26 protein-coding genes are annotated in these 23331 nt (G+C 54.0%); 14 read left to right on the top strand and 12 right to left on the bottom strand.

The annotated features are described in order from the left end of the window. Nucleotides 1–311: 311 nt before the first annotated feature. The 3 genes from SD425_RS00550 (at nucleotide 312) to SD425_RS00540 (ending at nucleotide 3511) form a co-directional block, all read left to right on the top strand. A complete protein-coding gene (locus tag SD425_RS00550) occupies nucleotides 312–2096 on the top strand; it encodes a PAS domain-containing protein (RefSeq protein ID WP_324674299.1) in 1785 nt (594 codons plus the stop codon). A 147-nt stretch (nucleotides 2097–2243) separates the two neighbouring features. Beyond that, entirely contained in the window at nucleotides 2244–2870 is a 627-nt protein-coding gene (locus tag SD425_RS00545; RefSeq protein WP_324674297.1) for an Hsp20/alpha crystallin family protein, read from the top strand. 257 nt (nucleotides 2871–3127) lie between these two features. Beyond that, on the top strand, nucleotides 3128–3511 hold the full coding sequence (locus SD425_RS00540) for an Hsp20 family protein (RefSeq protein ID WP_324674295.1): 384 nt from the start codon (nucleotides 3128–3130) through the stop codon (nucleotides 3509–3511). 96 nt (nucleotides 3512–3607) lie between these two features. On the opposite strand, the gene SD425_RS00535 is transcribed toward SD425_RS00540, so the two are convergent. Then, nucleotides 3608–3931 carry a hypothetical protein gene (locus SD425_RS00535; RefSeq protein ID WP_324674293.1) on the bottom strand — a complete coding sequence of 108 codons (324 nt, stop codon included), beginning with the start codon at nucleotides 3929–3931 and terminating at the stop codon, nucleotides 3608–3610. 102 nt (nucleotides 3932–4033) lie between these two features. After that, nucleotides 4034–4303 (bottom strand): VF530 family protein, encoded by a 270-nt coding sequence (locus tag SD425_RS00530; RefSeq protein ID WP_324674291.1) that lies wholly within the window; start codon nucleotides 4301–4303, stop codon nucleotides 4034–4036. Between the two features lie 149 nt (nucleotides 4304–4452). Between SD425_RS00530 and SD425_RS00525 the strand changes: the two genes are divergently transcribed. The 3 genes from SD425_RS00525 (at nucleotide 4453) to SD425_RS00515 (ending at nucleotide 5987) form a co-directional block, all read left to right on the top strand. Beyond that, entirely contained in the window at nucleotides 4453–5280 is an 828-nt protein-coding gene (locus SD425_RS00525) for a glycoside hydrolase family 25 protein (protein ID WP_324674289.1), read from the top strand. 52 nt (nucleotides 5281–5332) lie between these two features. Next, nucleotides 5333–5722 (top strand): septal ring lytic transglycosylase RlpA family protein, encoded by a 390-nt coding sequence (locus SD425_RS00520; RefSeq protein ID WP_324674287.1) that lies wholly within the window; start codon nucleotides 5333–5335, stop codon nucleotides 5720–5722. A gap of 70 nt (nucleotides 5723–5792) precedes the next feature. After that, the gene (locus SD425_RS00515; protein ID WP_324674285.1) at nucleotides 5793–5987 is read left to right on the top strand and encodes a hypothetical protein; all 195 of its coding nucleotides are present in this window, start codon (nucleotides 5793–5795) and stop codon (nucleotides 5985–5987) included. Nucleotides 5988–6140: 153 nt separating this feature from the next. Here SD425_RS00515 and SD425_RS00510 read toward each other — a convergent pair whose 3' ends face one another. Continuing rightward, a complete protein-coding gene (locus SD425_RS00510; protein ID WP_324674283.1) occupies nucleotides 6141–6554 on the bottom strand; it encodes a DUF6799 domain-containing protein in 414 nt (137 codons plus the stop codon). 154 nt (nucleotides 6555–6708) lie between these two features. On the opposite strand from SD425_RS00510, the gene SD425_RS00505 reads away from it, so the two are divergent. The 3 genes from SD425_RS00505 to SD425_RS00495 all read left to right on the top strand — a co-directional run bounded on the left by SD425_RS00505 (nucleotide 6709) and on the right by SD425_RS00495 (nucleotide 8472). After that, nucleotides 6709–7047 (top strand): DUF3140 domain-containing protein, encoded by a 339-nt coding sequence (locus tag SD425_RS00505; protein WP_324674281.1) that lies wholly within the window; start codon nucleotides 6709–6711, stop codon nucleotides 7045–7047. A 104-nt stretch (nucleotides 7048–7151) separates the two neighbouring features. Further along, nucleotides 7152–8090, top strand: coding sequence for a J domain-containing protein (locus tag SD425_RS00500; protein ID WP_324674279.1), 939 nt, complete (start codon nucleotides 7152–7154; stop codon nucleotides 8088–8090). A 46-nt stretch (nucleotides 8091–8136) separates the two neighbouring features. Continuing rightward, the gene (locus tag SD425_RS00495) at nucleotides 8137–8472 is read left to right on the top strand and encodes a chaperone modulator CbpM (RefSeq protein WP_324674276.1); all 336 of its coding nucleotides are present in this window, start codon (nucleotides 8137–8139) and stop codon (nucleotides 8470–8472) included. Nucleotides 8473–8556: 84 nt separating this feature from the next. Here SD425_RS00495 and SD425_RS00490 read toward each other — a convergent pair whose 3' ends face one another. From SD425_RS00490 to SD425_RS00465, 6 genes are all read right to left on the bottom strand, one after another. Then, nucleotides 8557–9210, bottom strand: a complete 654-nt coding sequence (locus SD425_RS00490; protein WP_324674274.1) for a ZIP family metal transporter — start codon at nucleotides 9208–9210, stop codon at nucleotides 8557–8559. 208 nt (nucleotides 9211–9418) lie between these two features. Beyond that, nucleotides 9419–9688 carry a heavy metal-binding domain-containing protein gene (locus SD425_RS00485; RefSeq protein ID WP_324674272.1) on the bottom strand — a complete coding sequence of 90 codons (270 nt, stop codon included), beginning with the start codon at nucleotides 9686–9688 and terminating at the stop codon, nucleotides 9419–9421. 13 nt (nucleotides 9689–9701) lie between these two features. Continuing rightward, the gene (locus SD425_RS00480) at nucleotides 9702–10067 is read right to left on the bottom strand and encodes a hypothetical protein (RefSeq protein WP_324674270.1); all 366 of its coding nucleotides are present in this window, start codon (nucleotides 10065–10067) and stop codon (nucleotides 9702–9704) included. 134 nt (nucleotides 10068–10201) lie between these two features. Further along, nucleotides 10202–10828 (bottom strand): hypothetical protein, encoded by a 627-nt coding sequence (locus tag SD425_RS00475; protein WP_324674268.1) that lies wholly within the window; start codon nucleotides 10826–10828, stop codon nucleotides 10202–10204. A gap of 134 nt (nucleotides 10829–10962) precedes the next feature. Continuing rightward, the gene (gene nadC, locus SD425_RS00470) at nucleotides 10963–11823 is read right to left on the bottom strand and encodes a carboxylating nicotinate-nucleotide diphosphorylase (protein WP_324674266.1); all 861 of its coding nucleotides are present in this window, start codon (nucleotides 11821–11823) and stop codon (nucleotides 10963–10965) included. 137 nt (nucleotides 11824–11960) lie between these two features. Continuing rightward, nucleotides 11961–12365 carry a DUF4783 domain-containing protein gene (locus SD425_RS00465; protein WP_324674265.1) on the bottom strand — a complete coding sequence of 135 codons (405 nt, stop codon included), beginning with the start codon at nucleotides 12363–12365 and terminating at the stop codon, nucleotides 11961–11963. A gap of 154 nt (nucleotides 12366–12519) precedes the next feature. Between SD425_RS00465 and gpmI the strand changes: the two genes are divergently transcribed. Continuing rightward, the gene (gpmI, locus tag SD425_RS00460; protein ID WP_324674262.1) at nucleotides 12520–14073 is read left to right on the top strand and encodes a 2,3-bisphosphoglycerate-independent phosphoglycerate mutase; all 1554 of its coding nucleotides are present in this window, start codon (nucleotides 12520–12522) and stop codon (nucleotides 14071–14073) included. After that, the gene (locus SD425_RS00455) at nucleotides 14066–14641 is read left to right on the top strand and encodes a hypothetical protein (RefSeq protein ID WP_324674260.1); all 576 of its coding nucleotides are present in this window, start codon (nucleotides 14066–14068) and stop codon (nucleotides 14639–14641) included. Before gpmI ends, SD425_RS00455 begins: the two co-directional genes overlap by 8 nt. Nucleotides 14642–14768: 127 nt before the next feature. Here SD425_RS00455 and SD425_RS00450 read toward each other — a convergent pair whose 3' ends face one another. The 3 genes from SD425_RS00450 to prfA form a co-directional block, all read right to left on the bottom strand. After that, entirely contained in the window at nucleotides 14769–15197 is a 429-nt protein-coding gene (locus SD425_RS00450; protein ID WP_324674258.1) for a secondary thiamine-phosphate synthase enzyme YjbQ, read from the bottom strand. A gap of 79 nt (nucleotides 15198–15276) precedes the next feature. Then, nucleotides 15277–16740, bottom strand: a complete 1464-nt coding sequence (locus SD425_RS00445; protein ID WP_324674256.1) for a hypothetical protein — start codon at nucleotides 16738–16740, stop codon at nucleotides 15277–15279. A 243-nt stretch (nucleotides 16741–16983) separates the two neighbouring features. Next, complete coding sequence (gene prfA, locus SD425_RS00440; protein WP_324674254.1) at nucleotides 16984–18054, bottom strand: peptide chain release factor 1; 1071 nt, start codon at nucleotides 18052–18054, stop codon at nucleotides 16984–16986. Between the two features lie 215 nt (nucleotides 18055–18269). On the opposite strand from prfA, the gene thrA reads away from it, so the two are divergent. The 3 genes from thrA (at nucleotide 18270) to thrC (ending at nucleotide 23153) form a co-directional block, all read left to right on the top strand. Continuing rightward, the gene (gene thrA / locus SD425_RS00435; RefSeq protein ID WP_324674252.1) at nucleotides 18270–20714 is read left to right on the top strand and encodes a bifunctional aspartate kinase/homoserine dehydrogenase I; all 2445 of its coding nucleotides are present in this window, start codon (nucleotides 18270–18272) and stop codon (nucleotides 20712–20714) included. An 81-nt stretch (nucleotides 20715–20795) separates the two neighbouring features. Continuing rightward, nucleotides 20796–21737: a homoserine kinase gene (locus tag SD425_RS00430; RefSeq protein WP_324674250.1), complete on the top strand. Its 942-nt coding sequence runs from the start codon at nucleotides 20796–20798 to the stop codon at nucleotides 21735–21737. A 30-nt stretch (nucleotides 21738–21767) separates the two neighbouring features. Continuing rightward, nucleotides 21768–23153: a threonine synthase gene (thrC, locus tag SD425_RS00425; protein ID WP_324674248.1), complete on the top strand. Its 1386-nt coding sequence runs from the start codon at nucleotides 21768–21770 to the stop codon at nucleotides 23151–23153. Nucleotides 23154–23331 lie beyond the last annotated feature (178 nt).

The following is a 23331-nucleotide window of genomic DNA, read 5'->3' as shown; positions in this document are numbered from 1 at the left end:
CTAATAAGCTTCTACTCATCTGATAATTCTAGGATTAATATAATATTCATTTATATTAATTTTTGCTTATATTTGCTTACTCAAATCCATCTTAATACTGAAATTCTTCTACTCAGCAACTGCACGCCACGTTCTACATCCCTCCTACCTATCAAACAGTAACCCATCATCATGCTTCACACGGCCTTTGTTAACGACTCTTGTAGCCTCGGCCTGAAGCATGATGCTAGGTACCCGATTACCCGTTTGCCTGCCCCGCTCCCTTTTGCTCTGCCCTATTCAGTACCACCTATTTGGTTTACGCAACACCAATGGATCAGCATCGCCCATTCTCTGTCCCGGATGCTTCTCCGGCGGATGTGCGGCCGCCGCTGGGAGCTATTAAGCCGCCCTCGATGGCTTCGTTCGCTGGCGCTCCCACGTCTGGCCATTCCTTTGCTACTGTATCCGGTTCCCTGGCCGAGCAACTAGCGCGCAGCCAAGCAGCACTGGCTCAGGCGGAACAACGCAATACAGAACTACGCCGGGCGCTAGATGACGCTACCTATGCTGCTCAAACGGCTACCGCTCGCTTGGCTACGTTTGCCAGCTACTTGCCCGAAGGGTTGTTACTAGTCGACCCAAGGGGTACGGTGGCGCTGATTAATGATTATTGCTGCAACGCGTTTGGCTTGCCTCTCCCGGCTAGCAACTGGCTAGGGTATTCTATCCGCAACATAGCCAACTGGCTACAGGAGCAAACAGCCGACCCAACAGGCTTTCAACTAAATGTGCAGCAGCACTGGCAGAGTGGCCAACAGGTGCTGAACCAGGAGCTGCTCATGCTTGATGGCCGGACGCTGGCGTGGGACTACCTGCCAACTAGTGAAGCGGCGCAAGATGCGGTGGCTTCTATTGGCTTTTTGCTGCGCCTGCGCGACGTAACGGAGGTGCGACAGCAGCGCGAACAACAACAGCACGAGCGGACTTTCTACGAAACCGTTCTGAACCAACTGCCCGCAGAAGTATTTGCGACGGATGCGGCCACTCACTACACTTTTCTTAACGCACAGGCAGCGGCTTACCCAGGACTGCGGAAAGGATTCGCCGCAGATAAGTCGGCCCCTTACCTAGGTGATGTGCAACAGCAGCGCCAACGCTACTACGAGCAAGTAGCAACAACTGGCTTGCCCGTAAAATGGATCGAGCAATCGACCGATGCCGATGTCCCGCGCTACTTCATGCGGAGCTTGCAGCCCGTAAAGACCGAGGACGGGCGGCTACAGATGATCGTAGGGCATAGCGTAGACATCACCCTGCAGGAGGAAGCCCGGCAACGCCTACAGGAACAGGAGGCGTTCTACAATGCTATCCTAAACCATATGCCGGCTGATATTTCTGTGTTTGATGCTGCGCACCGCTATCGGTTCGTTAATAATCAAGCGGTTCGGGACCCAGATCTGCGTGAATGGCTCATTGGCAAAGATAATTTTCAGTACTTTCTGCGCCAGCAACGCAGCCGCACCATGGCTGAGCAACGGCACTTTCTCTTTGAAGAGGCTGTGCGCAATCGGCGGCAGATGAGTTGGGAAGAGACGGCGCCCCGCCCTGATGGTACGCTTAGCTACTGGCTATATTATTATTATCCCGTATTCGGAGCCGATGGCAGCTTAGACATGGTGATTAGCTACGGGGCTGATATCACGGCGCGGCGCCAAGCAGAAGACCGGATTCGCGCTAGCGAGCACCGCGTTCGGGCTCTGCTCACAGCACTGCCCGACACTATCCTAGTGACCAGCCGCATGGGCTTTGTGCACGATGCCAAGCTAGGTGACGACTCTCTACTCAGCCAGGCCGCCGACCAGCTGATCGGAAATCACCTAGCCGATGTGCTGCCTCCGTTGGCAGCGGAGCCCGTGCTAGCTAGCCTCACGGAGATGCTTCGGACCGGCCAACGCACCGACACCGCATTTGAGCTTGCCCAGCCAGATGGCGCACGGGTAGCGTACCAGGTGCGGTGTACCCCACTCGATTCGGAGGAAGCTCTACTCGTGCTAACGTCTCGTAAACTGCCCCCGTTACTTGGCAATACTGACCTAGCTTCGCGCATGCCGTAGTGGCAGAATTTTTTCTTACTGAAAAGCCCAAAAAAGTCCCTTGAGGAGTTACAAAAGGCTCTTTTTTGTGAAACCTGGTAGTAGCAAAGCAAGTAGAATGGGCGTCAGTTGACACCCTGTTTTACACGCTAAAATAACCTACTTACCATGGCTATTCAGAAGTATCAGGATTCGTTTTCCGACATGATGCCGGGAAGCTTCAGCTCCATGCTCGACCGCTTCTTCAGTGATTCGCTGGCCTCGCGCGGCCGCGTAGCTAGCTTCTCTCCGCAGGTAGATGCCTACGAGACCGAGAAGGGCTACGAAATTGAGGCCGCCTTACCAGGTCTGAAGCGCGAAGATATCAAGGTCGACTTCCACCAGGGCCGCTTGACCATTGCAGGGGAGCGACAGTTCCGCAACGAGCAAAATCAGCGGCGCTACCACGTGGTCGAAAGCTCGTATGGCTCTTTCAGCCGGTCCTTCCAGCTCCCCGACACGGTTGACCCTAGCAAGATTGAAGCATCATTTGAAGACGGCGTGTTGCACGTGACGGTGCCCAAAGACGAGAAGAAGACGATGCGTCATCAAATTCAGGTGCGAGGCAGCCAAAATAGCAGTAACCCAAGCGGGCAGCTTTCAGAACGCATGGGGCAGCAAGCGACTGATATTCCGGTGCAAAACGGTGCTACATCGAACAGCACAGATGCTAGCTCGCTCGACAGCAACCTGGCTCAGTCTAATGGCTCAGGCAGCGCTAGTACTGCGATGCACGGCTCCGGCGTGGGTGCATGAGCTAGCTTTTTCTTACGCAAACTCTCGTGCAAAAGGCACCCAAAACGGGTGCCTTTTGTTATGCATATACCCTTAAATACTCAATTTTTAAGCGTCAGTTTTGCGGCAAATTGCCCCTGTCATTATGACTACAATTTACATAATACGTGGGCAAATTTACCGACAATATGACGCAATACTATGCAAGAAAGACGGGTTTTAAGGTTGGTACGTCGTTTGATTTTAAGTACTTACCAATCACAAGAGAGACGAAAGCCATGAAGTTGATAAGCCAAGAATTCATCCGCAACATTGCCCCGCAACTCGACCTGCTCAACACGTTGGGTGGTGGTACAGCTCAGGCTATGCTGCGTGTCGATAAGCGCGACAAAGGCGTAGTGGTACGCGTGGCCGTTCCTTCGGTTAGTCCCGAGAACTTCCACGTGGTACTCAACAATAACCGCCTAACCGTATACTGCGAGTACCGTCATCAGCCCGGCGACCAGCTAGCTGCTCCGCTGTTTGCGCAGACCATTGACCTGCCCGCTAACCTCGACCTAGCTCGCATCGATGCGATACACGAGGAGAATGAATTGCGCGTACGTATTCCGTACACGAACCCTGCTAACCAGCAGCGTGAAATCGAAATCAAGCAGCGCTAAGCTGCTCCTATTTATATATATAACGCCGGGACCGACCGGCCCCCTTGTCTCACCACAGCCACTGCCCGCGCAGTGGCTTTTTTGTTTTTGGCCAGTCTAGCCGAACAGCGGAATGAGCAGGAAAAAGCCCATGAGCAGCGACAGATAAAACCATCCCATTACCTGCCCACGGTAGCGGCGGGGTAGGCGGTTGCTAAGCACCAGCACGGCCACGACCACTAGTAGCAAATGCAGAAGTAAAAACACAACCGTTTTCACCCAGTTGCTGACAATCGTGTTTTCTGGCTGCATTTGGTCGGGCATACCTAGGCCCGACGTAGCGAAGCGCAGTAAATAATATGCCACCGTTTCGAAGACGCAGAACAGCAAAAAGCCCACTACCAACGATGCGCCGCTCGACTTTTGTGCTACATCAGCCATTTGGTGGAATGGTAAGAGTATGAAATAGAGAAAGGTAAACTCATGAAAGTTGTAGCGAGAAGCGGGCAAGCAAACGGCTAGGCACTGTTGTTACTTCGCTACTTACTTCTTGGACACTTCCTCCGAGCGGGTGCGGATATACAGTTCTTCCACTTTGGCGCGTGCCCACGGCGTACGGCGCAAGAACGTCAGGCTAGATTTGATGCTGGGATCTACGGCGAAGCAATTAATGCGAATACGCTGATCTAGTTCGGCCCAACCATAGTGGGCTACTAGGTACTCTACTATCTGTGCTAGGGTCACGCCGTGTAGCTCACGGATAAGCCGGCCAGACTCGTCGCGAGCATCAGATAAATGGGGAGAAGTAGCCATACAGACGAAGGTTTTGCGAAAACAAAGGTCATAAAAAGCACCTAGGTATCCGGACTTTGCTCTATTTTCTAGAATAATACGACAAGTCTTGGTTTGTGATAGACACCAGAGCCCAGCGGTAGTACGTTATATTTGGGATGGTAAAGCTGATGAACCAACCTCGCCGCCCCGTTTCTCGCCAACGCCCTAACACACCGCGCCGTTTGCTTCCGCTCGCCCTAGGGGTGTTGCTGTTGGCGGGCTTGACTTACTATGCTCGTCACTGGCGGCAGTTCAACCGCTACATGCGCCGTACCTATGCGAGCCTGACGAGCAGCCGCCTCACTGGCCATGAAAAAAGTCCTTTACTGCCGGGCTATTCCGTGCATGGCATTGATGTGTCGGCCTACCAAGGCACCATCGACTGGAAACTGGTAGCTAGCCACCAGGTGCAGTTTGCCTTCATCAAAGCCACCGAAGGCGTTACGCTCCGCGACCCCCGCTTTCAGCGTAATTGGCGCAATGCGCACGCCGCAGGTATTGTGCGGGGTGCTTACCATTACTTTCAGCCCAACTACAATGCCGCCAAGCAGGCTAGCTTGTTTGCCCGTACCGTACCGCTTATCCCCGGCGATCTGCCCCCGGTACTGGATGTAGAAGCGCCTGAGTTCCACGATGTAGCTCAGTTGCGCCGAAACGTAGCCACTTGGCTTCGTCTGATGGAGCGGCACTATGGCGTACGTCCCATCCTATACTCCAACTACAGCTTTTACCAACGGCACCTAGCCGGACACTTCGACAACTATCCGTTGTGGCTGGCGCACTACGAAGTAGCTAGCCCCACGTTACCCAAGGAGAAGTGGATCATCTGGCAACACAGCGACGAGTCGTATGTGCCAGGCATTCGGGGAGCCGTTGATTTCAACGTATTCCAGGGTAATTTTCAGAATCTTCTTTCCTTACGCATCCCGGCTAAGGCAGCGACTCCGCGCAATTAACGCGCCTTGCTGCCCTTTTAGCCTTTTTCGCGCCGACTAGCTCTTGCCCTAAATGACCTTTTTTGCTTCCTTGCGCTACCTCCTTCTACTCGGGGCGTTCTTGTTTGCCAGCTGTGGAGGTGGCCGCCAGGCTTTCACGCAATCGGGCCAAGCCTCTTACTACGCCGACAAGTTTAAGGGGCGAAAGACAGCTAGCGGTGCCCGCTACCGCCCCAGCAAACGCACGGCTGCACATAACACGCTACCCTTCGGGACTATTGTACGCGTGACCAATCCGCGTAACCACCGCTCCGTTAAAGTGAAGATAACGGACCGCGGTCCGCACGCGAAGGGCCGTATTATCGACCTCTCGCGTAAGGCTGCCCGCAAGATTGGCTTGGTTCAAGCTGGCGTTGCGCCCGTGCAGCTGAAAGTAGTACACGCTGTGCACGGCAGCAATTAGCCACACCTTTTACCCTCAAAGCCAACGCACGGCTTTTCTCCCTAGCTTTTGGCTATCAACTAATCTCCCCATGCGTATTCGAAAAAAAGTAAAATGGACCCAACCGAGCACAGCTAGCCGCTTTGTTGCGCTCGGCTTGTTTGTGAAGGCCGCAGAGGCCCAAGGCTGGACCGAACCCGAAATCCAGTTTGTGATGGATGAAGTCGTTGAGGCGAAAGACGACGCAGAAGCCAACCTGATTTTGCAGGATTACACCCAGCACTAGTAGTCATACGACCGATGCCCTGCCCGAGCATGGCTAGCTTCTCCACGGCCTCGACAAGGGAAGGTTCCGCAACGAACCAACACAGAGCCCTCCCACGCGCATCGACCTAGGTTGACGCGCGTGGGAGGGCTCTGTGTTGGTTAGCTAGACGGCTTACTTCTTCTTTTTTGACTTGCCTTTCGCTGGCTCCTTGCTAGCCATCAGCAAGCTATCCTGTTCTGCTTTCATAGCTGCCGTGGTGAGCCGGCCGCTCAGGGAAAGCATGTCGCCCTCCTGCATCGTGACGGTGGAACCATTGGCCATTGTCACAGCGCCGGCGGGGCTGATCTTGGTGCCGTTGGTGAGCGTCATTTCTTGTGTCAACGAGCTGGTGAGGCCCTGCTGCGTCACTAGCACTTTACCTTCTTTTACTGTTACACCATCCTTCATGGTAGCCCCATTGCTCACCATGCGCAGCTTGGGGGCAGCGGGTTTGCGGGGTGCTACTTTGGTTTGGGCGTGGGCTGTAGCGGTGATGCTACCAAGGAGCAGCAGCAAGCAAGAGGTGCGTACTAAAGGGTTTTTCATAAGAGAACGGTTGGGTGGAATATGTATCTGTAACGAAGCAAGTAGTGAGTACAGTGCGTGCTACCTAGGTTCCTACAAGCCAGCAACTCCCGTTACTGAGCTTACGTTAAAATAGCTCTCCCTTCAGGGCGTCACCGTAAACTTTTCTGCTACTATGAGCGACAAACAACCATCTGACAACATTTACGCCGAATTCAAAGAACAAGTGAATATGACGGCCGCTGAGCTAGAGAAATGGCTTAAAACGGAGGAGTCTAGCTCGGTAGGGCAAGACAGCGGCGACGGCACCAGCATCGGTCACAAGTCGGGAGAACAGATCATCGAGATTCTGCGCAAAAAGAAAGCAGACATTACAGATGCCGATGAGCAGCATATGCACAAAGTGCATTCTTATATTAGCCGACACCTAGCGCAAGGCCCCGCGCACGACGTGGAGCATTCGCGGTGGCGCTATTCTCTTATGAACTGGGGGCATGACCCACTGAAAAAGTGACTGCGCTAATTTGGCTGTAGTGACCTAGGTAGACGGATGGTAGCTTTGCCACCCCTATCTAGGTCAGCATCTAGGCTCATCATCAAACCAACTCCCATCAGCCGGTGGATTACAAAGATTATTACAAGATACTGGGGCTGGATAAGTCAGCCACCAAAGACCAGATCAAGAAGGCGTACCGCAAACTAGCGCGCGAGTACCACCCCGATGTGAACCCCAACAACCCGGAGGCTGAACAGAAATTTAAGGAGGTAAACGAAGCGCACGAAGTTCTCAGTGACGACGAGAAACGGCAGAAATACGATCAGCTAGGTGCCGATTGGCAACGCTATCAACAAGCGGGTGGGCCCGGTCGTGGCCAGAGTACTGGCGGCTTCGATTGGTCGCAGTATGCTCAGGGCGGAGCAGGTGGCTTCGGCGGTTTTGGTGGCGATGCGGGCGGCTTCGAAGGAGCTGATTTTTCTGATTTCTTCAGTTCTATCTTTGGGGGTATGGGCGGTGGCCGCGCCAGTGGTGGCACTCGCCCTGGCGCCGGACAAGACTACCAAGCCGAGCTAGAGCTTACCCTAGAAGAAGCGTACAAAGGTGGCCCGCGCACTATCACGGTGAACAGCAAAAATCTGCGCCTAACTGTACAGCCCGGAGTAGAAGACGGTCAGACAATTCGCTTGCGCGACCAAGGTGCTCCAGGACGCAACGGGGGCCCCAACGGCTCTTTGTATATCACGTTCCGCATCTTACCCGACCCGCGCTACACGCGCACCGACCACGACCTGACCATGGAAGTGCCCGTGAGCATTTACAAAGCCCTACTCGGCGGCGAGCAGATCGTAGACACGTTATCTGGTCCCGTCAAGATCAAAATTAAGCCTGAAACCCAGAACGGTACGCGGCTCCGGCTGCGCGGCAAAGGGTTTCCCGTCTACAAACAGGCGGGCCAGTTTGGCGATTTATACCTGCGCCTAACGCTGACACTCCCCCAGAATCTTAGCAATCAGGAAAAAGAGTTGGTACAACAACTAGCCGCTCTCCGCGGCGAATAGCTCGTTTCGCTTCCCAATCCAGAAGCTTACCTCAGCACTATCTGCTATGGAAACGCACATCATCACAATCAGCTACCACGACTGCGCGGCTACCTATGGCCTAAGTGAGCAAGATCTGCGGGAGTTTGTGGACCTAGGTCTGCTGCGCGCCGCAGAAGTCCCCGATTCCATTCGCGACGAGCCCGAACACCTCGCGCGGCTAGCCCGCTTACACCACGACCTAGGCATCAACAAAGAAGGAATCGATATTATCCTAGCCATGCGCCGCCGGCTGCTGCACCTGCAGCAAGCCTTAGCCTTACAAACTGCCCGCGCGACCCAGCTGGAGCGGCACTTACGCAGCTCCGGTCCTACCCTAGAAGCCGACGATTGGCTGTTTTGAGCTACCAACCTTCACAGTTGCACTACTACGCATTCATGAGCTGGAAAGCCGCTAGCCCTCGAAAGCTAGGTGTAACTAGTTCGCCTATACCCAGTCGGCTGCCAGTGCCAGCAACGTGCCCACTAGCGTAGCGGCTAGCTTGGGCAGATTGAGGCGGTGTTCGGGGCTAGTTTCGAAGAGGATAGTGGTAGATACATGTAGGAAGTTACCTGCTACCAACCCCAGCAAAGCGGCGTACCAGCCACCTTGTAGCAACTCACTCAGCACAACGTAGTTACTTACCACGATTCCGAACGGAGCTGCTAACGCAAACAGTATTAAGTAGGGCAAAGCCCGATTGAAGCTCCCTAAACGCAAGAGCAAGGCAGCCATCAGGGCGAAAGCCGCCGGAATGTGGTGCAACGCAATGCCCGTCAGGATGGCATAGAAGTTCTGCGTTGTTGACGTGTTGAGTGCGGGCGTGCGCACCAAAATACTTCCTTCCAGAAAGGAATGGATTACCAGCGAAAACAGTAAAAAAAACGGGACGCGGCCAGCATGGCTGGTATGGTGATGAATGTGCCCATGCTCAACACCTTGCGAAAATACTTCTAGCAGTAGTTGCCCAAAGAAGCCCGCCAAGATGAAGTACCCGATCCGGTGGCCTTGGCGAGGTGAAAGCACCAGCGCTTCAGGCAGAAGGTGGATAATGGTAAGCGTAAAAAGATAAGCGCCGCTAAAGGCTAGCAGCGGCTTCATCCATGTAGTACGCGCTGTTGGCATTAACCGAGTTAGCAAACCAGCCCCTAACACGGTGCAGAACAACAGCAAAACGGCAAACCACATGTACTTAACTATTAAAAAGGATATTAGCCGGGTTAGCTCCCAGCAAAAACACAGACCATTACTTAATCTGCTTTCATGCAACAATGTTACAAAAAAGAAGACTTAAGTAATGGTCTGCGCTCTACAAGGAGTCAGGGGCGGCAGTAGCGGTGGCTTTATAGTCGGGGTTCCGCTCCAGTTCCATTTCGCATACCGGGCATTTGCCTGGCTTGTTGCTGGCACTTCCCTCGCAGCCCATGGGGCATCGGTACGCAGCAACTTGGCTGACCGGCGCTTGGGCCGCGGGAGTAGTGGCTTGGTCGGTTGTAGCCGCAGGCTTTGAGTCGCAGCTCACGAGTCCAGTAGCCATTGCTATCATCAGCCCGACAAAAGCTAGCTTTTTCGTACGCACTAACATTCTTGGTTTAGCGCTGCACCTCGTGGCCGCCCTTGGTCGTATCTTCTTGGCTAGGCTTGGCTTTTACCTGGCTCGCGTTCGTTTTGTCTTTGGTGCGCATTACTTCTTCGGCGTTAGCAGAAGTAGCTTGCTCAGCCGAAGGCTTAGCGCGGCGGTCGAGTGTAGCATGTGAGCTAATTGGCTCAGCAATAGCACCGCCTTTAGCTTGGTTCGGATCAGCCTCTGCGTCGAAGTCTTCTTCTGGGCGAGTACCGGGCGCAATCATGTCAACCGACACTTTTTTATCGGGGCGCCAATCGGAAGGTTCGCTGCTGCACGCGTTCAGTGCCAAAGTAGCAAGAGCCAATCCTGAAAGCAGAAGGTTCTTAGTCATTAGTGAAATTCATTGAATGGTTAAGTTATTCAGAAATTGACAGTTAACTAGCGAATGGTGACTCACCTAACGCAGTAGGTTCTTATCGTGTAGCCATTCAACTAGTTAAAGATACCGCCTAGCAAAGCTGAAAGTTACGCTGCCGGAGCACTCGAAGCTACTGGAGCTACCGGCAACAAGTTTTTACGGCGCAACATCGAGTCAAACAGCTTTATATCATTGGGTGAGTTGAAGATGCGAATCGGTAGGTGCAAAAATACAGGCACGTCGAACGTCGTAGCAATCCAACGGCGCCATCCGGCTAGGTCAGCCGGAGCTTCTCCCTGCTTCAGGTAAAGAACAAACGCATCGGGCTCACGCACTGCACGCCCAATCATGTCCCAGCTTAGGTTCATGCCTTCGCGCTCATTGCGGCGAAGTAAGATCTGACGCTGGTCTATTTCGTAGCTCAACCGTTCGAATAGCGGTTTGCTCTGTTCCATTTGTGTTACGCCTGTCACCTGTGCCGAGCGTAGCAGCACGAACAGTAGTACCAGCACAAGCGCGAGCAGGACCCACCACCAGGAATGCCAGATAAGGGCAGGAGCTAACCCAATGGCCAATGGAATAAGGGCATACCACCATTCTTTCCGCCACACCTGGGCCATGGCCATGCGGGTGTAGGTATTGGTATCGAGTTGATTTTTTTTGGTGCGAATAGCGAGCGGCGAAGGACCTTGCGCCTGGCGGAATCCGCGCTGGTTAGTAGGGGGTTGCATCATAAGATGATGTGCTGATTTCTGCGTGTGCTGGTTTGCTGATGGGATGATGAACTAAGGGAAGATGCTAGGCATGCGTACTTCTTATTTATGGGAAGCAACACCCAACTGATCCGCACTTCGACCACTCAACACATTTAAAAGGCTTTTAAGCTTAAATCCATGATACCGGCCGAGTGCGTGAGCGCCCCAACCGAGATGTAGTCTACGCCGCTGGCAGCTACCGCGGCAATAGTTTGCTCCGTAATACCGCCTGATGCTTCCGTAGGATAGCGCCCGTCAATAAGCGTTACGGCTTCGTGCATCAACTCAGGTGACATATTATCGAGCATAATTCGGTCGACACTACCCGTGTCAAGCACTTGCTGTACTTCGGCTAGCGTACGGGTCTCAATAACGATTGGCAACTGGCGGCCCGTGCGGGCTAGGTACGCTTGGGTAGCCTCAATAGCCGCGCGAATACCACCGGCGTAGTCCACGTGGTTATCCTTGAGCATGATCATATCGAACAACCCGTAGCGGTGGTTTACGCCGCCGCCGATGAGCACAGCCCACTTCTCGCACACCCGAAAGTTGGGGGTAGTTTTGCGCGTATCGAGCAGTTTGGCTTTTGTGCCCGCAATCAAGCTAGTCAGGTAAGCGGTATGCGTGGCGATGCCGCTCATCCGTTGCATGCAATTAAGCACCAAACGCTCGGCCGTCAGAATGCTGCGGGCAGGACCTTCAACGGTGAAGGCAATATCACCGTGCTTTACGGGTGCGCCATCGGCGAGCCGCAGTTCTATGGCTAAGCTAGCATCTGCCTCCCGAAAGATCAATTGGGCTAGCTCTACGCCCGCCAGCATGCCTTCGCCCTTAACCAAAAGCTTAGCGCGGTTGCGCGCTTCAGCCGGAATGGCTGCCAGGGATGAATGGTCACCATCTCCTACATCTTCGGCCAGAGCCGTATGGATGAAAGTAGAAATAGCTTCTGGTGTAAGATAAGAGGTGTTTTGCACGGTGCAAAAATAGAAAAAGGCCCTGACTTACGCCGGGGCCTTTTTCTATAATGTGAGCCGAGAAGAGCTACCGAGAAAATCGCAGCCAATCTTCTGGCAAATGTCATGTAATCAATCTATTAGACGCATCTCTAGAATTACTCTTCACCTTTGGTGAAGTCAATGGCATCGACAACTAATGTCCCGTGATCTTGTTTCATCTTCACGTACACGTCGTAAACGCCATTTTTGCTCTTGTATTTACCCACACCTAACTTGGTTCCTTCCGGACCATTTAGATAATGATTAAAGTCGAAAGAGGCCTGTGGATTCTTAGAAAAAAAGTCTTTCATCACGAATTCAGCTTGCGTGGCGCTGTAGCTTTGCTTATCGCCATTGAAGCCTAACTCGACGGAGGAACCAAAATATTGAGCCAAATCTTTGGACGAACCGCTACGAATAGCGCCGCCAACGGCTACAAATGCCTCGCCTTGGGCCTGCACCACTACAGACAGCAGCATCAACCACGCTAAAACGAGGGTTTGTAAAAAAGTAGGTTTCATACTAGAGTAAAGATTGCGTCATATCATTTGCTAAAATTATGCCAACTACTCTTTATAAAAAAAGGTTACCACGCAATTTATTCTACTTTAAGTTATAATAAACGTAATTGGGCTGAATGCAGTCATTACAGGCTTTGCGCCTATCTTTGCGACCATGAACAAACAGGTATTGCTGGTAATTTTGGATGGCTGGGGCCTCGGACAGAACCAGGAAATTTCAGCTATTGCGCACGCTAAAACGCCTTTTTTCGATTCGCTTCTTCAGCGGTTCCCTAACAGCAGACTACAGGCCTCGGGGGAGGCGGTAGGCTTGCCAGAAGGTCAGATGGGCAACTCCGAAGTTGGTCACATGAACATTGGAGCTGGCCGGGTAGTATATCAAGACCTGGTGCGCATTAATAAAGCGATTCGGGAACGGAAGCTAGGTACGATACCGGCGCTGACGAAAGCCTTTGAATATGCCAAGGCCAACGGCAAAACGCTACACCTAATGGGTTTGCTCTCCGATGGCGGCGTGCACTCTCACATTGACCATCTGAAAGCCTTGTGCACCCTAGCGCACGACGCCGAGGTGCATAAAGTGTTTATTCACGCTTTCACCGATGGCCGTGATACCGACCCAAAAGGTGGAGTGGGGTATGTAAACGACCTAGAGAAGCACTTGGAGCGCAACGGGGGAAAGATTGCCTCTATTGTAGGACGCTATTACGCCATGGACCGCGACAACCGCTGGGAACGGGTGAAAGTAGCGTACGACTTGCTGGTGAACGGTAAAGGCACTCCTTCGCAGAACCTGATCCAGTCGATGCTCGACTCCTATAGAGAAGGAGTAACCGACGAGTTCATGCAACCCATTGTGAAGGTGGGTGCTGATGGCCTGCCATTAGCTACCATCCAGGAAGGCGACGTGGTTCTTTGCTTTAATTTCCGCACCGACCGGGGCCGGGAGATTACGCAGGCACTCACGCAGCAGGATTTTCATGCCTTCCAAATGCATCGCCTGAACCTGCAGTACCTGACCATGACCAACTACGACGCTACTTTTTCAGGCGTCACCCCTATTTTCGATAAAGACAATCTCGGAAATACCTTGGGCGAAGTGTTAGCAGCCAACCATAAGACGCAGATTCGCATTGCCGAAACCGAAAAATATCCACACGTAACGTTCTTCTTCTCGGGTGGCCGTGAGAACGAGTTTGAAGGTGAAAAACGCCTCCTTCGTGCCTCACCCAAAGTGGCTACTTACGACCTCCAACCCGAGATGAGCGCTTATGAATTGCGCGATGCCTTGGTGCCGGAGCTACAGCAAAAATCTGCTGACTTCGTAGTGCTGAACTTCGCTAACCCCGACATGGTGGGTCACACGGGCATATTCGATGCGGTGGTAAAGGCCGTAGAAACAACCGACGCATGTGCCAAGGATGTAGTAGAAACTGCTCTTGCCAGCAACTACGCCTGCATCGTTATTGCGGACCACGGCAACGCCGACGTGATGATCAATCCGGATGGCTCGCCTAACACGGCCCACTCTACCAACTTGGTACCCTGCATTCTGGCTGATAACGATTACCGAGGCACATTAGCCGACGGCAAGCTAGGTGACATCGCCCCGACTGTGCTAGCCTTGATGGGTATTCCACAGCCCGCCGAGATGAACGGTCAGTCGCTGCTACAGCCGGCTCCTCAAACGCAATCGGCTAATGCGTAGTAGGTGGCTGCTAGGTCTGTTGGTACTTGTTGGTACCTCCTGCGACTTTAGCGGAGGGAACAGCCAGGCAGCCCCGGCGCGCAAACCGCTGTACTACGACCTAAGAGGCTTCTTAGACACACAAGCTTCACTACTGAATCGGCGCAATCCGGCCGTAGTGAAGCTTGTGCGGCTTCGGGACGGGCACGAAGAAACTGCCCAAGTTCCTCATACTGATTGGGCCAAGGAGTTGCAACTCTTCTACCAGGCCGATATCAATAAGGCAGCTTTACGAGGCGCCTACACCATTGAGCCGATAGTACCCAATGCAGAAGGTTTGCAGCAGCAAACGTATCGGCGTAAGCCAGGCATCGAAAATGCCGTAGAGCGCTTGACTGTCCTTTCTGACGCGAAAGGTATGCGTGAGGTACATGCTACACTAAGTCAGGATAACGCGCTGTTCTTCTCACGCAAGGAGCTACAGCTTCGAGCTAGCAATGGTGTACTGCGTGATTATCAAGTGAACGGAGTGCAGAAGCTAATTCTGTTTGACACCCTGCGCTACTCGGCGGTCGTGCGGGTAAGATAACGATGCAACTCCCCTTGTAGCGCGAAGCTCCTGCTTCGCGCTGTGTTGAACGATATTCGTTGCAACAACCTAGGTTATGCAAACGCGACGTTCAACGCGGCGCGAAGCAGGAGCTTCGCGCTACACCCTAGCTTTCCTGCCCCATCAACGTAGCTACTACCCAACGTCGGCCGCCGTGGTTGCGGTGCTCACCTAGGTACACGCCCTGCCACGTACCCAGTGCCAGCTGCCCATTGGTGATGGGAATAGTAACGGAAGTGCCTAACATTGCCGCTTTTAGGTGCGCGGGCATATCATCGGAGCCTTCCGTATTGTGGCGGAAGTACGGGGCCTTTTCGGGAGCCGTGCGGTTGAAGAACTCCTCGAAATCGTGGCGCACCGTGGGATCAGCATTCTCATTGATGCTGAGACTTGCCGACGTGTGCTGAATAAAGAAGTGCGCCGTACCGACCTTGATCTGCTCTAGCTCTGGCAACTCTGCGCTAAGCAAATCGGTGATAAGGTGAAAGCCGCGGCGCACCGCTGGTAAGCGCAATCTTTTCTGAAGCCAAATCATAAAGGAACGGAGTAAGTGAGTAGCGGCGCAAAAGGATCAAGCCCCCTTTACGCCGCTACTCACTTACTCCGTTATCCTGTTAGGGGTTTACTCGCTCGTAAGCACCTAGGTCAGGGTTCCGCGGATCGCGCTGATGATTGAGCAAGTCGCGCGCAATGAATGGATCGTACCGCGGGCGGTTACTGGCGGGTGAAAGTGTGTCGAGGCTGAAGTCTAGCTTGTCGTACGCGGGTTTTTGGCTATCAGAAGCCCGCTTGAAGTTCGGCACTACGTTCGGCACGTTCAGGTAATCAGAGCGACCTAGGCCAGGCTTATTGGGGGCTTCTGTCGATCCTTGGTAGGCGGTAGTGCGCAGCAGGCTATTGCGCACATCTATGTTGCCCCGATAACTGTCGCTGTTTTGAAAATTCAGCTCTTCTTTGCCTGCGCCCGAGTTGATTCCCCAAATGATGGAATTCGTAATGCTGATGCTCGTGGGAATCGGACCGGTTACCCGCTTTACGGCAGGCGCATTGGTAAAATCAAGCGAGGCTTTTTCGCGCTTAAACTGCGGCGTGTAATTCGCTATGGTGCAGAAGTTAAGGTTGTACTGACCGCCACCAATAGCCCGGATGGCGTACTCACCGCAGTTGGTTAGTACCGTATTAACCAAGTCGAAGTCGCCACCGATACCAAAGATGCCAGCGCCATCGAAGCCTTGTCCACCACTTGCAAACGACAAAGCAGCCGCGGAAATATTCTTGATAACGGTGTTCTGAACCGTCACTTTGGGGTGGGTTTTATTGCCTGGGTTGTAGATCAACAGTCCAAAGTTCGCATTCTTGATTTCGGCGTAGCGGATACTGTTGTTGCGGCTACTAGTTGAATCAAACTGAATACCACGCCATTGCCCGGGAATATCGTTGTAATACGCCTCCCGCCGGTCGCCGGCAAAGCGTACGATGTTGGCATCGTCGGCTTTCACCTCGTTGTTCCCCGGATTGAAGCTAGGGTTGACTACTAAGCTGCCTTGCACCACGAGCGCTGCACCCGCGTGGAAATACACTTTAGTTCCAGCCTCAATCCTGAGCGTGCAACCTGGCCGAACACCCACGGCACCTAGGACCACGTGCGGCTTATCACTGCGCCACACGCTATTACACGCCACGTATTCTTGATCGGCGTGGAAGTAAGCGTTCTGTCCATAGGCAAGCAGCTTGACGTTCTGATCGTTGCCGTTGGTGCGAAAGCGCAACTGGTCTTCTACCACGAAAGGCTTATTTTCCTGACCGGGTGTAATGGTCGTACGCACCAGCACCAGCAGGCTATCCTTCCCGCGAATCTCCACATTCTGCACCGCCGTGCCTTGCTGGCCGCTAACGATGAGTGCGTACGGCGAGTTGGTCGGCTTCCCTAGGCCAATCTGCTCCACTTTCACCGCGCGGCTATTGCGGTTATATACCCACAAACGCTTTGTCACGGAGCCTGTCTGCACGAATACCGTGTCGAAGAACATGGTATCGGCCGAGAACTCTAGCTTGGCACTACTGTCTTTGGTAAGCACATCTTCCTTTGGTTCGCAACCGGGAAGTAAGCAAAGCGCGCAAGCAAATAGAAATAGAATGGGTAAAACGTAGCGCATAAACGACATGTAATTGAGCCAGTTAGCAACCTAGACACAACAAAGCGAAGTGAAGCGCCTTGTCACCGTTGAACGTTTCGTTTTGACGATAATTGCTCAACAACATCAAGGCGCTTCACTCCGCTCTAGCTGAGGTTAGTTCGCAGAATGTTCTGTAAGTAACGTTTACACGACACCTTCCTTCAAACGCTCGGCGCTTTCGGCGATGCGGAGTTGCTCCACGAAATCGTCGATGTTGCCGTCCATCACGTTGGCTAGGTTATAAACGGTCAGACCAATGCGATGGTCCGTTACCCGACCTTGGGGATAGTTGTAGGTGCGGATTTTATCCGAACGGTCGCCGCCGCCGATCATGCTCTTGCGCTGCGCGCCTTCAGCTTCGTTTTTCTTGGCTAGCTCAATTTCGTAGATACGTGAGCGGAGCACTTGCAGCGCCTTGTCAAAGTTCTTGAGCTGCGATTTCTGGTCCTGGCACTGCGCCACAAGGCCCGTTGGGATGTGCGTGAGGCGCACGGCCGAATACGTCGTGTTTACGGACTGACCACCAGGGCCCGACGACATGAACAGATCCTTACGGATGTCGTTCATATCCAATTGTATGTCTAGCTCTTCTGCCTCTGGCATTACCACGATAGAGGCTACCGAGGTATGAATACGGCCTTGGGTTTCAGTTGCTGGCACGCGCTGTACGCGGTGCACACCCGACTCAAACTTAAGTTTACCATACACGTCCTCCCCCTTCAGCGACAACACAATTTCCTTGTAGCCGCCTGAGGTGCCCTCCGTTGCATCAATCAGATCCATGCGCAGGCCGTGCTTTTCAGCGTAGCGCATATACATGCGCTGCAAGTCGCCGGCAAAAATAGCAGCCTCGTCGCCACCGGCCCCAGCCCGGATTTCCATGATTACATCCTTAGAATCGTTGGGGTCTTTCGGGATCAGCAGGTCTTTGATAACGGCTTCCAAACGCTCTTGCTCGGGCACCAACTCGTCGAGCTCGGCCTTTGCCATCTCGCGGAAGTCTTCGTCTTTTTCCGTCGCAATGACTTCGCGAGCACCCTCGATGTTGGAGAGTACCTGTTGATAATTGCGATACTCGGTTACGATCTTGCCGAGGTCTTTGTATTCTTTATTGAGGGCCTTATAGCGCTTCATGTCACTCATCGCCTCGGGCTGCATGAGCTGTTCGTTTACATCTTCGTAGCGCTGGCGAATGGCCTCCAGTTTATCTAGCATAGTGCCTTCAGAGAATTGTATTTAGTATGCAAAGGTACAGAATATAACACGACTGCCATGGGCTCTCGTTCCCGTTAGTTCGTTGGTTTTCTGCCCTTGGAGTACCGGATTTGTTCAAAAATGCCCTAATATGGCGCCGCAATCTGGCCCACCCCGCCTGGAAGCACCTAAACACGCTTCCGCTGCTTTTCACATAGTTCACCAACCGCGTTTGTATGCAGGTTTTAAAATTTGGGGGCACATCGGTTGCCAACGCAGAGAATATCAATAAAGTAGTACAGGTAGTAGAAGCCGCAACTCAGAAAGACACCACCGTCGTTGTAGTTTCCGCCCTAGGTGGTATTACGGATGCCCTGATTGAAGCCGGCACCCTAGCTGCCGCCGGGCAAGAATCTTACAAAGAAAAACTCCGCCTTATCGAGGAACGCCACCTCGAAACAGTGAAAGCGCTGATTCCGGTAGCTAATCAAAGCGCCGCGCTCAGTTTGGTCAAGAAGAAGTGCAACGAGCTGGAAGGCATCTGCGACGGCGTGTTTCTGCTGGGCGAGCTTTCTACCCGTACCCTCGACCGCATCATGAGCTTCGGCGAATACGTGTCGTCGTCGCTAGTGGCAGCTCGCTTGCAAGCCCTTGGCATTGCGCATCAATGGAAGAACAGCTGCGAGCTGATTCGCACCAACAGCCGCTTTGGTTTTGCGGAGGTCGACCTAGCTACTACCTACGCCCAAATTGCCGATTACGTAGCCACCACGGCACAACCGTTGTACGTTGTGCCTGGTTTTATTGCTTCCGACGGCGCAGGCACTACCACGACCCTAGGTCGGGGCGGCTCCGACTACAGCGCGGCCCTGTTTGCGGCGGCGCTGAATGCTAGCTCCCTGGAAATCTGGACGGACGTCAGCGGCATGATGACGGCCGACCCCCGCCTCGTATCCACGGCCCGCCCGATTTCGCATATTTCCTACCAAGAAGCCATGGAGCTTTCGCACTTCGGTGCGAAGGTGCTATACCCGCCCACCATCCATCCGGTGATGCACCGCGGCATTCCACTCTGGATCAAAAACACTTTTGCACCAGACGATTACGGCACGCTGGTAGAGGTAACCCCGCCCCCGAGCCAGAACGTGGTGCGCGGCATTTCGAGTATGGGCAACCTAGCTTTACTGAGCTTGGAAGGCAGCGGTATGGTGGGTATCCCTGGCTTCTCGAAGCGCTTGTTTGAGGCGTTGTCGCGGGAGCTCGTCAACGTGGTATTGATCACGCAAAGCTCCTCGGAGCACTCGATTTCGGTGGCCATCAGCGCCCTCGATGCGGACCGCGCCCAGACAGCTGCGAACAATGAATTCGCGCCCGAAATTGCGGTGCACAAGCTAGAGCCTATACACTTGGAGCGCGACCTAGCTATTGTGGCAGTAGTTGGCGAAAACATGAAGAATCACCCTGGTATCAGCGGCCGGAAATTTGCCGCCCTTGGTACCAACGGCGTGAATATCAGAGCCATTGCCCAGGGCTCCTCGGAGCGCAACATCTCGACGGTAATCCGCGCGAGCGACGTACGCAAGGCCATCAACGTGCTGCACGAGGCCTTTTTCGAAACGGTTTATAAGCAGGTCAACCTGTTCATTGTTGGTATCGGCAACGTGGGCAGCAAGCTGCTCGAACAGCTCGCGCAGCAGGAAGCTTACCTGCTCGAAAAGCTGCGCTTGCAGGTGCGGGTGGTAGCCATTGCCAACAGCAAGCACTTTGTAGCCAATGATGAAGGTCTCGACCTAGCTACTTGGTCGACGGCTTTGGCTGATGGCGAAATCATGCACCTCAACGAGTTCGTAGAGATGGTGCGCACCAAGAACTTGCGTAACAGCATTTTCGTGGACGTGACAGCCAGCGGGGAAGTAGCCAAAACCTACGCGGCCGTGCTGGAGAAAAGTGTATCGGTGGTGGCTTGCAACAAGGTAGCGTGCTCCTCGCCCTACGCCTCGTACGCCAATTTAAAGGCGCTGGCGCGTGGTTACAATGCGGCTTTCCTGTTTGAAACCAACGTAGGCGCTGGCTTGCCCGTTATCGGAACGCTGAACGATTTGTTGCGCAGCGGCGACGTAGTGCACCGCATCGAAGCGGTGCTGTCGGGCACGCTCAACTTCGTATTCAACAACTACGACGGCACCATTCCATTTGCCGATGTAGTGCGCCGTGCCCAACAGGAAGGCTACACGGAGCCCGATCCGCGCCTCGACCTAGGTGGCACCGACGTGGCTCGCAAGATCTTGATTCTGGCGCGCGAAGCCGGCCAAGTAATGGAGATGGACGACATCACCAACGAAAGCTTCCTGCCTGCGTCTTGCATGGAAGGCACCGTGCCTGAGTTTTACGAGCAGCTGGCCGTGCACGAGGCCCACTTTCGCCGCCTCTATGATGAAGCTAGCGCAGATGGCAAGAAGCTCAAGTTTGTGGCGCGCTACGCTGATGGGAAAGCATCGGTAGGCCTCCAACACGTAGGCCCCGACAGCGACTTCTACCAGCTGCAAGGCAAAGACAATGTGGTGCTCTTCTACACGAACCGCTACCCCGAGCAGCCACTCGTGGTGAAAGGAGCTGGTGCTGGTGCCGACGTGACGGCCGCCGGCGTATTTGCCGACGTAATGCGCGCCGCGCGGATTTAAGACTCTCGCTTTGCTTGACTGAGCACCTAGCTTCCTATAGTAGGAGGCTAGGTGCTCAGTCACAACCACTCAGCAACTTCCATGTCCTCGACTTTATCTTCCAGCCAAGTAACCGTGCTGGCTCCCGCCACGGTAGCCAACGTGGTGTGTGGCTTCGATGTGCTTGGCTTTGCTCTGCACGAGCCCTGCGACACGATGCGCATGCGCCTGTCTGACAAGCCTGGCGTTACCATCATCAACAAAGACGATTATAACCTACCTACCGAAGCCGAGCGCAATGTGGCAGGAGGCGCCTTGCTAGCGTTGCTGCGCGATGCAACCGATGTAGTTGGGTTTGAGGTAGAAATTACCAAAGCCATTATGCCGGGCAGCGGCATCGGCTCTAGTGCGGCGAGTGCAGCGGGTGCGGTAGTCGGGGCTAACCACTTACTAAGCAACCGTTACTCACCGGCTGAGCTGGTACGCTTTGCCATGTTTGGCGAGGAAGTAGCGTCCGGTGTGCAGCACGCCGACAACATTGCGCCCTGCATTTACGGCGGCGTCACGCTCATCCGGTCCACGCAGCCGCTCGACATTGTACCGCTAGCCGCGCCGCCGCTGTGGGTAACGGTGGTGCACCCCCAAATCGAAGTGCGTACCTCCGACGCCCGCGACATTCTCAAGAAGCAAGTGCTATTGAAAGATGCTATCCGGCAGTGGGGCAACGTGGGCGGCTTAGTAGCGGGCCTGCTGAAAAACGACTACGCGCTGATTGGCCGCTCCCTAGAAGACGTTATCATCGAGCCCGTGCGCAGCATTCTTATTCCAGGCTTTGCCGATGTGAAGTTGGAAGCGAGAAGAGCCGGCGCCCTAGGCGGTGGCATTTCCGGCTCGGGTCCCTCTATTTTCATGCTGAGCCAGGATGAAGACACGGCCCGGCAAGTGGAGGCCGGCATGAGCGAAACCTACACCCGCCTGGGTATTGATTTTCACACCTACGTCACCACCATCAACTCGGAAGGGGTGCGCGTAGTGACTGAGTAAATGAACAGCGCGAAGCTCCAGCTTTGCGCGTTGCGAACGACTTGCGCCGGCGTCCGTTCAGCGACCATTGTGCAACCGATGCACGAAGCTGGAGCTTCGCGCTACAACACTTCTATCATGCTGTATTACAGCCTTAAGAAGCAGGCGCCGGCTGTCGACTTCCGGCAAGCAACGATTGCCGGACAAGCGCCCGACATGGGTTTGTATTTCCCAGAGCGTATCCCCAAGTTCTCCCCCGAGTTTCTGCGAGACCTCAAGCACAAGAACAAAGCGGACCTAGCTTTTGAAGTCATCCAACCGTACGTGGGCGACGCCATTCCGGAGCAGGACTTGCGCCGCATCTGCGCCGAAACGGTTGACTTCGAGTTTCCGCTAGTTTCTATCACGGACCGCATCAGCACGCTAGAGCTATTTCACGGCCCGACCCTCGCTTTCAAAGATGTAGGCGCCCGCTTCATGAGTCGGTGCCTAGGTCACTTTTCGCAGCAGCGCGAAGGCAAAGTGACGGTACTGGTGGCGACCTCCGGCGACACCGGCGGCGCCGTAGCCAGCGGCTTCCTGGGCGTGGAAGGCGTGGATGTGGTGATTCTTTACCCAGCCGGCAAGGTTAGCTCGATTCAAGAACTACAGCTCACGACCCTCGGGCAGAACATCACGGCGCTGGAAATCCAGGGCACCTTTGATGATTGCCAGCAGCTCGTGAAGCAGGCCTTTGTGGACCAGGAGCTTACACAGCGCCGGTCGCTCACCTCGGCTAACTCTATCAACGTGGCGCGGTGGCTGCCGCAACAATTTTACTTTTGCTACGCCTGGCAGCAGTGGCAGGGCGAAGAGCCGCCCGTGGTGGCGGTGCCCAGCGGCAACTTCGGCAACCTAGGTGCCGGTCTAATGGCGTACGAGTCGGGCTTGCCGATTAAGCACTTTGTGGCGGCGTGCAACATCAACGACTCAGTGCCGGCCTACCTGCTCAGCGGCGAGTTTGAGCCGAAGCTAGCCGTGCCGACCCTCTCCAACGCCATGGACGTGGGTAACCCTAGCAACTTCGTGCGTATTCAAGAGCTGTTTAAGCTTGATTATCAGCACATCAAGAACACCATCACCGGCTACACCGTAACGGACGAAATCACGGCCGAGACCATCAAGCGCGTGAAAAACGAGCAAAACTACTTGCTCGATCCGCACGGCGCCGTAGCGTATCACGCGTTGGAAGACTACCTAGGTCAGCACCCCAGCGACCAAGGCTTCTTCCTCGAAACGGCGCACCCAGTGAAATTCTACGACACCGTAGAGCCGATTACGCAGGAGAAAATTGCGCTGCCTTCGGCCGTGGAAGTTCTATTAGGAAGGGAAAAGAAAAGCATTCCGCTAGCACCCGATTTCGCGCAACTAAAAGAGTACCTGCTAGCTACGGCGTAGATGCCATTAGCGCTAAAAGCTAGGCCTAAGCTCCCCTCCTTTTTTAAGGAGGGGTTGGGGGTGGTCCCTTGTCGTTGAACGACTAGGTAAATCTAGTTTTCTAGTTCTAGTCTGACCACCCCCAGCCCCTCCTTAAAAAAGGAGGGGAGCTAGCTTTTTGGGTTAGCTTCTAAACACT

This window comes from Hymenobacter sp. GOD-10R, from assembly GCF_035609205.1.
Taxonomy (GTDB): Bacteria; Bacteroidota; Bacteroidia; order Cytophagales; family Hymenobacteraceae; genus Hymenobacter.
This window is presented reverse-complemented; position numbering and strand designations above follow the sequence as displayed.